Below are 12722 nucleotides of genomic sequence, written 5' to 3'. Positions count from 1 at the left end.
GCATGGGGAGGGGGACCGTTTGCGTAGCAAATGGTGGAGGGGAAAGGGCGCGATGCCTCCCAAAAGGAAGACGGTGGCGCAGGCGCGGGGATTGCGCCGCGCCCTGACGCCGCCGGAGATCAGGCTCTGGCAATGGATGCGGGAGCGGCCTGAGGGGATGAAATTCCGGCGGCAGCATCCGGTCGGGCCTTTCGTGCTGGACTTTTATTGTGCGTCGGCGCGGCTGGGGGTGGAGGTCGATGGCTCCGGGCATGATAGCGCCGAACGAGTGGTTCGGGATGAACGACGGGATGCTTGGCTCAACGCTCAGAACATCCGTGTTCTGCGGATCAGGGCTGTCGACGTGCTTCGGGAGTTTGAAGCCGTGACGGTGCATGTCCTGCACCAATGTCGCGCATTTCCCCTCCACCAGCCTGCGGCTGGTCCCCCTCCCCATCTTTCGATGGGGAGGAATAAGTGATCTGGCTTCCGGCGGCTTTGTTGGCGGGGGTGGCGCAGGCCTGGCGGACGGCGGTGCAGCGGCGGGTCAGTCATGATCTGTCCGTCAATGCGGCGGGGGTGGTGCGTTATCTTTATGGGCTGCCTTTCGCGCTGATGCTGTTGGGTGGGTATCGGCTGGTTTTTGGCGGGCCCTGGCCCGTTCCCGATGCGTCTTTCCTGCTCTTTTGCCTGGGGGGCGGGTTGGCGCAGATCATTGCGACCAATTTGCTGATCATGGCCTTCGCCCATCGCAATTTCGTCGTCGGCACCGCCTATTCCAAGACGGAGGCGGTGCAGGGGGCCATATTGTCCTTCCTGCTGATGGGGGAGCGGCTGCATCCGCTGACATGGGCGGGGATCGGTTGCGGGGTGATGGGCGTCATGCTGCTGTCGGCGGGCGGCAGGCAGGCGGGGTTCGTCCGGTCGCTGGGGCAGCCGGCGGCGCTGTGCGGGATCGCTTCGGGTTTCTTCTTCGCGCTGACCGCCGTCGCCGTCCGGCGGGCGACGCAGATGGCGGGCGGCGACGACCCCGTGCTGGCGGCGCTGGTCGTGCTGGCGGCGACGGTCGCGATGCAGGCGGCGATGCAGGGCGGCTATCTGCTGCTGCGGGAGCCGGAGCAGATGCGCCGGGTGCTGCGCGGCTGGAGGATTTCGGGGCAGGTGGGGCTGCTGTCCGCGCTGGGTTCGGCCTGCTGGTTCACCGGCTTCGCCACCGCGCCGGTCGCGCTGGTGCGGATCGTGGGGCAGGTGGAGGTCGCCTTCACCCTGGGCTTCGGCCATTTCTACCTGGGCGAGCGGATGGCGCGCAGCGAGGTCATGGGGCTGATGCTGGTGGTGGGCGGGGTGGTGCTGGCCTTGATGGGGGCGCTTTAACCAGCCCTTCGATGCGCCATTTCCACTGCGCTCAATGCTGCTCAGGACGAACGGAGTGAGTTCGGCCAACGGCCCGCCGCATCGCTAACGGATATTTTACCAACGTCCGATAGCCGGATTGCGTGGAAAGCCAGGCAAGAAACCGGAACGTCGAACAGGCGGTGAAGAAGGTGGCCGAGTTGTCGGGCGACCTGGGCATCCGCACGCTCGACCTGCAGGCGGACATCAGCGAACTGGCGGATCGCGTCACCAACCAGGCCCGCACCATAGAGGCGATCAGCGGCGCGGCGGCGCAGCTTTCCCGCGACGGCGAAAGCGTGGCGCTGGTGGGGCAGGACGCGCGCGAAAAGGCCGTGGCGGCCCGCGGCATCATCCAGGATTCCGGGCGCCAATTGTCGGACGCCAACGGCAATTTCGTCGACCTGATCGAACGGGTGAGCAGCGTCCACGCCCAGCTCGACGGCTTTCGCGAGGCGCTGAAGACCGTCGCCCATGTGACCAGCGTCATCAGCGGCATCGCCAGCCAGACCAATTTGCTGGCGCTGAACGCCACCATAGAGGCGGCGCGGGCCGGCGACGCCGGGCGCGGCTTCGCCGTCGTGGCGGCGGAGGTCAAGAAACTGGCGCAGGAAACCGCGACCGCCACCCAGACCATCGACCAGTCGATCGGCGCCCTGACCGGCGAGGCGGGCAAGATGCTGGAGGGCATCGTCCACGGCGCGGAAACTGCGCGCACCGCGCTCAACGACACCAAGAACATCGAACTGCTGGTCGAACGGCTGGGCGCGCTGATGGCGGACCTCTCCAGCAACAGCGAAACCGTCGCCGAACGCATCGCCTCCATCGTCGGATCGGCGGGCGAGATTCGCGGCGGGCTGGCGGCGCTGGCGAGCACATCGACCGACAATGCCGGGGGCCTGCAAAGGCTGTCCGGCCGCATCTCCACCGCCAGCGACGACACCAACCGGCTGCTGCAACTGGTGGCGGAAAGCGGCGTCGAGATCGCCGACACGCCCTATATCGACTTCTGCCTGGACGCGGCCCGCACGGTGAGCGACGCGCTGGAACTGGCCCTGGCGGAAGGCCGGCTGACGGAAGGCGAATTGTTCAGCGAAACCTATATGCCGATTCCCGGCACGCAGCCGGCGCAATATAGCCACCCGGTGCAGCCGGTGCTGATCCCGGCGGCGCGGGCGCAGCAGGAACGGGCGCGCGCCTTTCCGGGGCTGTTCGGCATGACCTTCACCGACCGCAACAGCTTCGGCGCGGTCGCCATGCCGGAACGGTCGCATCCGCAGCGGCCGGGCGACGACGACTGGAATTTCGAATATTCGCGCCAGGGGCTGATCTTCGATTATCCCGACACGCGGGAACAGTGCCGCATCACCCAGCCCTTCTGCATCAAGGCCTATCGGCGGCTGAACGCGGTGGGCGAGGTCATCCTGCTGAAGCAGGTCATCGCCTCCATCCACGTGCGCGGCCGGCATTGGGGGATTTTGCAGATGGCCTATCAGGACCAGGACAGGTAAGATTTCCCGGCCGCCCTGGAGCTATGCTCAAAGGCGTCAATAATCCTTCGAATAGCGCAGATTGGCGGACGATCCCGCATTGGTCCCCGTCTTCGACAGCAGGCTGAGCGTCCTCGACAGGGAAATTTCGAGCTGCGTCGCGGTGAAGCCCTTGGGGTCGGTGATCACCTCCACATAGATGTTGTTGGAGATATGCTGCCCCACCGCCAGCGACGTGCCGCGCCCGGTCGCCTCGTCGCCGCCGACGATGCCGATCCGGTCGACGCCCGACGCATTTTGCAGCTTGCCCATGGGGTTCAGCCCGCCGCCGCCCCCGCGCAGGCCGTTCAGCGCCGCCGCCAACTGGATCGCCTGCGTCGCCGACAGGTTCGCCACATTGTCGCCGAACAGGATGCGCGCCAAAATCTCGTCCTGCGGCAGCGTGGGGGTGGAAACGAAGGCGATGTCGGGCCGCTGCGCCGTGCCGCCGACCGCTATGCCCGCCGTCACGTCGTCGATCCGGGTTTGGGCGCGGATCGCCAGCGTCGGGTTCATCATCGGCCCGTTGAAGCTGATGACGCCCTGCTCCAGATCGAACTGATGGCCGGAGAAGCTATAGCGGCCCCGGATAACCTCGATCTTGCCGACCACGCGCGGATCGCTCGCCGTGCCGGTCACGCGCATGTTCGTCTTCCATTCGGAATCGAGGCCCATGCCGGTCACGTAGATCTCGTTATCGGCGCGGATGCGCACGTCCAGCTTCCATGGCGCGGGCCGGGCGGCCGCCTGCCGCGCTGCCACGCGCTGGTCCAGCAGGTCGGTCCCTTCGCCCTTGCGGCGCACGCCGGTCAACTGGCGGATGTCGCTGCCCCCCTGCCAGGCGACGCGGTAGCGGGTTTCGGGAAGCGACAGGTCGCCCCTGATCAGGCCGCCATCGGCCGGGCTGTTGGTGATGGCCAGCGTGCCGCTGACCACGCTGGTGATCGCTTCGCTGCGGGCGAGGCGGGCGCGGTTCAGCCTCACGGCGATGTTCATCGGATAGCCGCTTTCCGCCGCCAGCCCCACCGTGCCGCTCGCCTGCACCGTGCCTTCGCCCGCGCGCCCGGAAAAGTCGCGCAGGTCGAGCCGGTCGTTGGTGAAGCGCCCGTCCAGCCGCATCTGCGTGACCCGCGTGCCGAAGGTCTCATTCTCATAGGTCAGCGCATTGGCGCGGACGAGGCCGTTGAGCCGCGGCGCGCTCAGCCGCCCGCCGAAATCGGCCGCGACGGCGATCGGCCCGGTTAATTGTTGATCCGCCAGCCCGGCGAAGGAGAACAACACGTCGGCCGGCCCGGCATAGCGGATGCCACCCCCCAAGGGCGCGGATTGCAATTGCTGCGCCCAGCCCGCGCCCGGTCCCGGCGGCGCCAGCGTCGCGACGAAGCTGCCGAGCGTCGCATTGCCGCGCCGGATGAGCCCGCGCATGTCGCCGCCCGCGCGCGACAGCTTGCCCTCGACCGCCATGGACACCGGGTCGGATACCCTGGTCAGGCTGGAGCGGCGGAAATCCGCAATCGCCAGCCGCGTGGTCGCGGTCGGGAAAGCCGAACCATCCTGCGCGAAATCCAGCGTGCCGGTCGCTTTCCCGCCAATGCCCAGCCCCGGCGAGGCCATGTTGACGATGGCGAGGTCGAAATCCTTGAACCGCGCCTGCATCGCCGTCTGCCGGCCGAAGCGGCCCGCCAGATCCACCCGCCCCTGCGGCAGCACCAGCGTCGCGGGTTCCAGCCGATAGCCCGCCTGCTCGATGCGGACGATGGCGGGCCGGGCGAAGCGGAAGGGAATGTTGCTCGCCCGCCCCTCCAGCGCGACGGCATAGAGCGTCGGGCGCAGCGCCGCGTTCATGGCGATGGAGAAGGGCGCGCCGGTCGAACCGTCAGCGACCAGTTGCGCCCGCCCGCGCCCGCCGCGATAGTCGATCCGCCCGCGCGCCTTGCGCACCACATAGTCGCCATAGGCGGCGTTCGCCATCTGCACGTCGGCGCTGATCTGCTGCTGGTCGGCCAGCACCATGTTCGCGGTGACCAGCGCCCGGCCGATCACCACATCCGCCTCGCCCGGCAGCTTCGCATTGCTGGCGGTGGCGTCCAACCGCGCGCCCTGCGCCTTGCCCACCGCGGTCAGGCGGACCGCGCCGGTGACGCCGGAACCGTTCATGGCAAGCTGCCCCGTGAAGGGACCGGCGGCGCTCTGCTGCACGCGGCCGTTCATGTCGATGCCGGCGAAACGCGCCTTCGCTATGTCGATGGTGAGCGGCCCCCTGGCCGTGCGGATCAGCACATTGGCGAAGAAGGGGCCATAGGCGGACCCGCCGGCGGCTTCCAGCCGATAGCCCGCCGCCTCGCCGTTCAGCTTCGCCACGACGTCGTGAAGCTGCACCCCGACATTGGGCCGGGCGGCGCGCAGCACCGCATTGGGCCGCTCCATCGTGCCGCGCACGGTCAGCGCCAGCGGGCCGTATCGGTTGGACGTCGCCCTGGCGTCGAAGGCGATCCGGCCGTCCGTATCATAGCTGCCCGAACCGCTGTGGATGCGGAATTCGGGGGCCGCGCCCTTCAGGCCGCTGAGGGTGAACTTGCCCTCCGGCGTCATGCCGATGCTGCCGGACGCGACGGCATTGCCGCCCAGGAAGTCGCGGACGGAGGCGTTCTCCCACCGCGCCGTGCGCACGCCGAAGCGGCCGGACAGGCCGAATCCGCCCCTCGGCCCCGGCACCAGCTTCACATCGGTCTGCAGGTTGACGATGCCGACGCCGTCGATCCGGTAGTCGTTGACCCGGCCCTTCAGCGCGCCGCGATAGATGGCGTTGTCCATGTCCGCCAGCACGATGGCGGTGGCGTCCACCCGGTCGCTGTCGATCTTCAGATTGTCGCTGATCAGCTTGCCCGCGGCATAGGCGAAGTCGCCCTTCACCCGCAGATTGTTGAGCAGCCCGCCCGCCGCCGCGTTGAGGCCGGTGACGCGGCTGGCGGTGGCGCTGACCGGAATGCGGATGCGGTCGGCGTCGATCACGGCGCGCCCGCTGGCCTTCAGATTCTCGATGCCGGTGGCGTCGAAGGCGATCTGCCTGGCGGTGATGTCATAGTCGATGAAGGGCGTCGCCATCGGCCCGTCGAGAATGACGGAGGCGCGCACGTCGCGGCCCTTCACCTTCTCCATGATCGCGCCGGAGGCAAGCAGGGCGGCGTCGATCCGGAGCGCGCCGAACCGGCTTTGGCCAAGGTCGACCAGCCCCTGCGCGGTGGCGGCGACGGCGGGGGACTTCAGCGAGCCTTTGAGGTTCACCCGCCGCTCGTTCATCCCCGCGAACAGGTCGACGTCGAGCGCGGGCGTCGTCAGCCGGTCGACCGTCCCGGCGAAGACCAGCCCCGGCCGCAGCGGCCCCTTCGCCGTGAAATTGCCGTCGCGGGCGGCGAGCGCGATGTTCGCCAGCTCGCCCTTGCCGGACATGGCGATCAGCCGCCCGTTCCACGCCTGCCATGTCCCCCGGCCGTCCAGCGTCGCGGTGAAGCCGTCGGTCAGGCCGCTCATCGCCGCGATCACCCCGCCTTTGGGCGCGGTCAGCCTGCCCTTCATGGCCAGGCGGTTCTGCGCGGGCACGGCGTCGAGATTGGCCTGCAGGCGGTCGCCGCTGTCGACCACCGCATCGGCGGACAATATGGCGCGGCCGTCCGCGATATGCGTCACGCCGTCGATGGCGATCTCGCGTTTTTGACCTATGACCGGCTTCGCGACGAGGAACCGGGCGATCTTCAGCCGGTCAACGTCGATGTCCAGGTCCGGCAGGATCGGGGCGTTGGGATCGGTCTTGGTGATGTTGAACCGCGGGCTGCGCGCCAGCACAACCAGCGGGCTTTCCAGCAGCCGCACCGAAATATGGTTGTCGATGTAGCGGAAGGGACTCCACACCACATGCACTTCCGGGCTGACCGCGAAAATGCCCTTGGGGTCGCGCAGCACCAGATTGCGGATCGTCATGTCGCTGTAGATCGACCCGTCGATCCGCCCGACCTCTATGGCCATGCCGGATTCCAGCTTCAGCGCGGCGATCTGGCGGATGAGGAATTTCTTGCCCGGCTGGGTGTCGAGGAACAGCAGCAGGCCCGCCGCCAGCACCGCCAGCGCGACGACAAGGCCGACGACGCCCAGCGCGACCTTCTGCCAGAGCGGGCGCTTTTCGCGAAGGATGACGGTTTCCTCAGCCATCAGAAGGCCTGTCCGATGCCGATATAGAGCGCGAATTTGGATTCGCCCGGCTGCCGGTTGATCGGCATGGCGATGTCGGCGCGGAAAGGACCGAAATTGGTGTAGAAGCGTCCGCCCACGCCCACGCCGTAGCGGATGTTCGAAAATTGCGGCATGGAGCTTTCATAGACCTGCCCCGCATCGACGAAGGCGACCACGCCATAATCGCCGAAGCGATAGCGGCCCTCGACCGCGAATTCATTGACGGACCGGCCGCCGATGGGATCGTTGTTCGCGTCCTTCGGCCCCAGTTCCTGATAGCCATAGCCGCGCACCGACCCGCCGCCGCCCGCATAGATGCGGCGGGATGGGGCGACATCGTCCCGCTTCACCCCGCTGATCGTGCCGACCCGCGCCCGCCCGGCGATCACCAGATCGTCCGATACCGGATAATAGCCGGTGAGGTCGAAGGTCGCCCGCAAATATGGCGAGAAGCTGCCCTGCAAAGATCCCTCCGGCTCGGCGCGCAGATTGGCGCGGAAGCCCTTTGTCGGGTTCAGCAGGTCGTTGGACCGATCATAGCCGACCTGCACCGGCAGGCCGCCGATGAAATAGGTCCGCCGCGTCTTGTCCGCGCTCGCCGGATCGACCACCACCTGCTCGTTGGTCAGCAGCACCTCCGCCCCATAGCTGTAGGTCCAGCGCTTCTGGAAGATCGGCGTCGACTGGCGCGACCAGCCGATGTTCAGCCCCAGCGTATAGGCCTCATAGGCGTCGTAATTCTGGTGGTTGACCGCAATGCCCGTCTGGAAGGTCTTGTCCCGCTTGCCCGCGTTCGACCGGCGGAACGTGCCCGACGCGCCCTGTTCCTGCGTTCCCGCTATGACGCTGGCGATCACCGCGCCTTCGGGCGGGAAGAGGTTGCGGTGCGTCCATGTCCCCTCGGCGCGGAAGCCCTGCCCCGTGCCATAGCCCAGTTCGCCCGCCAGTGTGCGCGGCTTGCCCGCCTCCTGCGCGACGTTCAGGTCGACATATTCTGTGCCGTCCGGGCCGGGCTCATTGGTGCGCACCGGATCGACCGAAATGCTGGAGAACAGCCCCGTCGCCACCAGCGCCCGGCGCAGGTCGTCCACCTTGCGGGTGTCGTAAAGCTCGCCCGGCTTGAAGCGGCTGATGACCTTCATATGGTCGGCGCCGAAGGCCTGCTTTTCGCCCGTAGTGGTGATCCCCCGGAACGACCCGCGCGGCCCGGTCTCCACTGGCAGCGTATAGTCCCCCGTCGCCGTCGCGGGATCGAGCAATATGTCCCGCTGCCCGACCCTGGCGAAGGGATAGCCGTTTTCCGGCAGCCTGACGCCGACATTGGCCTCCGCCCCCTCGACCGCCGCCGCGACGATATGGTCGCCCGTCTTGAGCGGCAGGCTGTCGCGGATCAGGCCGGACGGCACGGTCGGCCCGGCGTTGATGACGATGTCCCCGATCCTGTAGCGCTTGCCCGGCGTGACCGAGAGGACGGCCTTCAACGCCCCGTCGCCCGCCTGATCCAGCGAGGCGAGCGCGGTCGCGTCATAATAGCCCTCCGAATAGAGCAGCCGCACGGCCAGCGCCTCATCCTCATGGGCGCGGGCCTGCACCATCGCCGCCGTGTCGGCCTTGCCGCCGCCGTCGATCAGGGCGGAGGACTCGCGGAACGCCGGTTCCAGCCCGGTCCTGCCGAACCCCTCCACCGCCACCGAATAGCGGACCGCCTGGGTCTTCGCATCGGGGTTGCCGTCGGTCGCGACCTGCGCCGGCACCTGCACGCTGTCGAGCGGGGGCAGCGGCTGGGCCAGTTCGCGCTCCTCCTGCGGCTCGACCGCAGGGGGCAGTTGCCGGGCGGCTTCGGCGGGCGGCATCTGCCGGTCGATCCACTCGTCGATCGAGGGCAGCGGCGCGCCGGGGTCCGCTGCGGCTTCTCCCGCCTTGGGCAGGCGCGCCTCGAACTTGCTGTCGGGCAGGATCGGTTCTTCCTGCTGTTGCGGCGGCGGAGGCGTCTGCGCCGTCAGGGGGAGGGGAAAGGTCGCCATCATCGTCAGACCCAAGGCTCGCCGGACCCGCTTCTGCCTTGAACCCATGGAAACCGCTTTGCCCCTCTTGCCCTTCGCCCATGGAGGGCGGGAACAGCCAATACGCGCAGCGGGTTGCCAAGGTTCCGCCCGCGTCATGAAGGGGGCGCTTCCCTCCAAATCCCATCCAGTCTAGACCGGCGGCATGACCATCGCGCTCAACGTCACCCGTTCGATCCTCGGCCAGCCCTGGCGGTGGCGCGGGGGCAGCGCGGACGGGCGCGATCCGGGCTATCGGCCTGACGATCTGGTGACGCAACTGCTGCTGGCGCGGGGCTGTCCCCGCGACGCGGTGGAGGCGCACCGCAACCCCACGATCCGCCATTTCATGCCCGATCCCAGCCTGTTCCGCGATATGGACGCCGCCGCCGAACGGCTGGCCGACGCGGTGGCGCGGGGGGAGGATGTGCGCATCTTCGGCGATTATGACGTGGACGGCGCGACCAGCGCGGCGTTGCTGATCCGCCTGCTGCGCGACCTGGGGCTGGCGGCCCGGCCCTATATCCCCGACCGGCTGATGGAGGGCTATGGCCCGTCGGGCGAAGCGCTGGTGCGGCTGGCGGGCGAGGGCGCGACCCTGATCGTCACGGTCGATTGCGGCGCGCAGGCGTTCGACGCGCTGGCGCAGGCCAAGGCGGCGGGCGTCGATGTGGTGGTGGTCGACCATCATAAATGCGCCGCCGCTTTGCCCGAAGCGCTGGCGCTGGTGAATCCCAATCGCCTGGATGAGGCGGAGGAAGCGGCCGCCCACGGCCATCTGGCGGCGGTGGGCGTCGCCTTCCTGCTGGGCGCGGCGCTGATCCGGGCGCTGCGCAAACGCAACTGGTTCGCGCAACGGACGGAGCCGCCGCTGATGGACCTGCTCGACATCGTCGCGCTGGGCACCGTGGCGGACGTGGCGCAGTTGAAGGGCCTCAACCGCGCCTTCGTGGCGCAGGGGCTGAAGGTCATGGCAAAGCGCCGCAATATCGGCCTTTCCGCCCTGATCGACGCCAGCCGCCTGACGCGGGCGCCGCTCTGCCACGATCTGGGCTTCGCGCTAGGCCCGCGCATCAATGCGGGCGGGCGCGTGGGGAAGGCGGATCTGGGCGTGCGGCTGCTCACCACCGAAGACCCGGCGGAGGCCGCGCAGATCGCGCAGGAACTCGACCTGCTGAACGAGGAACGCCGCGCCATCGAAGCGGCCGTCCAGGCGGAGGCGGAGGAACTGCTGGCCGCGCAGGGCAACCGGGCGGTGGCGCTGGTGTCCGGCGCGGGCTGGCATCCGGGCGTGATCGGCATCGTCGCGGGGCGCATCAAGGAGAAGGCGGGCCGCCCCGCCATCGTCGTCGCCATCGATGGGGACGGCACCGGCAAGGGGTCGGGCCGCTCCATTTCCGGCGTCGATCTGGGCGCGGCGGTGCTGGCGGCGAAGGACAGCGGCCTGCTGGTCGCGGGCGGCGGCCATGCCATGGCGGCGGGCCTGACGGTCGCGGCGGACAAGGTCGATGCGCTGGCCGACTTCCTGGACGAACGGCTTTCCGGCGCGGTCGCCAAGGCGCGGGACGACCGCGCCCTGCTGATCGACGCGGTGCTGGCGCCTGCTGGGGTCAATCCGGATTTCGTCGCCGCCATCGACGCCGGCGGCCCCTATGGCGCGGGCTGGCCCGCGCCGCTGATCGCTTCCGGGCCGATGCGGGTCATCAAGGCCGATGTCGTGGGCAACGGCCATCTGCGCGCCATCATGGCGGGCGACGACGGCCGGTCGATCAAGACCATCGCCTTCCGCCAGGCGGAGTCCGATCTGGGCCAGGCGATATTGGGCGCGCCCCGCGACCGGCGGCTGTGGATCGTGGGCCGGGCGAAGATCGACGATTGGGGTCCGCGCCCGGCCGCCGAACTGCATCTGGAGGACGCCGCCTGGGCCGATTGAGGGGAGGATCGGCTATTTTATGCCCCGCGTCATTTTCAGGACGAAAAGGGGGTTGACCGTTCCGGAGCCACCGCCTAATGCCCGCCTCGCTTCGCAGCGACGCCCAGGCGAACCTGCTTGTGGCCCCTTCGTCTAGCGGTCTAGGACGCGGCCCTTTCACGGCTGAAACACGGGTTCGATTCCCGTAGGGGTCACCACCTTCCTCTCTCGGAAGGTGCCATTTCATCTCGTAAATGGCTGTTTTCCGTAGGTTTTCTGTGATATACTCCGCTCATACGGAGTAGCTGGATATCACCGCATACCAACAATCCGATGGTAGATATGATGGTGTCCACCACTCCCTGATCGGGAGATACCATCATGGCACTTTCGGCGGTGGCAATTAAAGCCGCCAAGGGGCGCGCGAAGCCCTACAAGCTTACCGACGGCGACGGACTGTTCCTCTATGTGACGCCCAAGGGTGGACGCTACTGGCGGATGAACTATCGTTATCTCGGCAAGCAGAAGACCCTCGCCTTCGGCGTGTGGCCCGACACCGGTCTGGCCGATGCTCGCGAACAGCGCGATGCCGCCCGCAAGCTGCTGGCGCGGGGTGAAGACCCGGCCGAGCGAATCAAGCTGGACCGGATCGCGGCGACAGTGGCTGCCTCCAACAGCTTCAAGGCAGTCGCCGACGAATGGCTGATCAAGGTCGAGCGGGAGGATCGCTCGGCAGCTACGATGAAGAAGCTGCGCTGGCTCCTCGCCTTCATCAACGCCTCCATCGGTAAGCGTCCTATCGCTTCGATCTCGGCGCAGGAGCTACTGGTCATGCTCCGCAAGATGGAGGGCAAGGGCCGATACGAGACCGCCAAGCGGCTGCGCAGCACCTGTTCGCAAATCTTCCGCTATGCCATTGCCACGGCCCGCGCCGAGCGAGATGTCGCAGCAGACCTGCGCGGCGCGCTGATCGCCCCCAAGCCAGTACATCGCGCCGCCATCACGTCGGCCCCAGGCGCAGGAGCACTTCTGCGGGCCATCGAATCATTCGAGGGCCATTCCAACACCAGAGCAGCCCTGCGGCTGCTGCCGCATGTCTTTGTGCGGCCCGGTGAACTGCGCTTTGCTGAATGGGCGGATTTCGACCTGGAGAAGGCGATCTGGACCATCCCGCCACACAAGACCAAGATGCGGCGTGCCCATAGCATCCCGCTCTCCAAACAGGCCATCGCGATCATCGGCTCGATCGAGCATGATGCGGATTACAGCCGCTTCCTCTTCCCCTCCCTCCGGTCGGTCGATCGGCCGATGTCGGAGAACACCATTAACGCCGCATTGCGGCGCATGGGCTATGCCCAGGATGAAATGACTGGCCATGGCTTCCGGGCCATGGCAGCGACGCTGCTCAACGAGATGGGGCTATGGCATCCCGACGCCATCGAACGGCAACTCGCTCATTGCGACAACAATGCCGTGCGCCGCGCCTATACGCGAGGGGAGTATTGGGATGAGCGGGTCCGCATGATGCAGCATTGGTCCGATCACCTGGACTTCCTGCGTGACGGCGCGAAGGTGATAAAGGGGGATTTCAGAAAAGATGGAGAGGCCGGCTGATCGTCCGAAGCGGGCTGCTCCGTTGCT

Annotated in this window: 7 protein-coding genes and 1 tRNA gene; 6 read left to right on the top strand and 2 right to left on the bottom strand. The window is 67.7% G+C overall.

The genetic code is table 11. From position 1 onward, the window contains the following. The first annotated feature begins 52 nt into the window (after nucleotides 1–52). The 3 genes from Sj15T_RS12380 to Sj15T_RS12370 all read left to right on the top strand — a co-directional run bounded on the left by Sj15T_RS12380 (nucleotide 53) and on the right by Sj15T_RS12370 (nucleotide 2882). Nucleotides 53–460, top strand: coding sequence for an endonuclease domain-containing protein (locus tag Sj15T_RS12380; RefSeq protein ID WP_041386131.1), 408 nt, complete (start codon nucleotides 53–55; stop codon nucleotides 458–460). Continuing rightward, nucleotides 457–1353 carry a DMT family transporter gene (locus tag Sj15T_RS12375; protein WP_013041312.1) on the top strand — a complete coding sequence of 299 codons (897 nt, stop codon included), beginning with the start codon at nucleotides 457–459 and terminating at the stop codon, nucleotides 1351–1353. Before Sj15T_RS12380 ends, Sj15T_RS12375 begins: the two co-directional genes overlap by 4 nt. 122 nt (nucleotides 1354–1475) lie before the next feature. Further along, nucleotides 1476–2882, top strand: a complete 1407-nt coding sequence (locus Sj15T_RS12370) for a methyl-accepting chemotaxis protein (RefSeq protein ID WP_013041311.1) — start codon at nucleotides 1476–1478, stop codon at nucleotides 2880–2882. Between the two features lie 36 nt (nucleotides 2883–2918). Here the strand turns inward: Sj15T_RS12370 and Sj15T_RS12365 are convergent, their stop codons facing one another. Beyond that, the gene (locus Sj15T_RS12365; protein ID WP_013041310.1) at nucleotides 2919–7106 is read right to left on the bottom strand and encodes a translocation/assembly module TamB domain-containing protein; all 4188 of its coding nucleotides are present in this window, start codon (nucleotides 7104–7106) and stop codon (nucleotides 2919–2921) included. Beyond that, on the bottom strand, nucleotides 7106–9199 hold the full coding sequence (locus Sj15T_RS12360; protein WP_013041309.1) for a BamA/TamA family outer membrane protein: 2094 nt from the start codon (nucleotides 9197–9199) through the stop codon (nucleotides 7106–7108). The genes Sj15T_RS12365 and Sj15T_RS12360 overlap by 1 nt, the downstream gene beginning before the upstream one ends. 136 nt (nucleotides 9200–9335) lie before the next feature. Here Sj15T_RS12360 and recJ point away from each other — a divergent pair, with 136 nt between their 5' ends. The 3 genes from recJ to Sj15T_RS12345 all read left to right on the top strand — a co-directional run bounded on the left by recJ (nucleotide 9336) and on the right by Sj15T_RS12345 (nucleotide 12695). Further along, nucleotides 9336–11102 (top strand): single-stranded-DNA-specific exonuclease RecJ, encoded by a 1767-nt coding sequence (recJ, locus tag Sj15T_RS12355; protein WP_013041308.1) that lies wholly within the window; start codon nucleotides 9336–9338, stop codon nucleotides 11100–11102. 121 nt (nucleotides 11103–11223) lie between these two features. Next, a tRNA-Glu gene (locus Sj15T_RS12350) sits at nucleotides 11224–11299 on the top strand. A gap of 163 nt (nucleotides 11300–11462) precedes the next feature. Further along, nucleotides 11463–12695, top strand: a complete 1233-nt coding sequence (locus Sj15T_RS12345; protein WP_013041307.1) for an integrase arm-type DNA-binding domain-containing protein — start codon at nucleotides 11463–11465, stop codon at nucleotides 12693–12695. The last annotated feature ends 27 nt before the right edge of the window (nucleotides 12696–12722 follow it).

It is taken from the genome of Sphingobium sp. TA15 (assembly GCF_037101235.1).
GTDB lineage: Bacteria > Pseudomonadota > Alphaproteobacteria > Sphingomonadales > Sphingomonadaceae > Sphingobium > Sphingobium indicum.
Note: the sequence above shows the minus strand (reverse complement) of the source record. Positions and strands in the feature narration are given on the sequence as shown.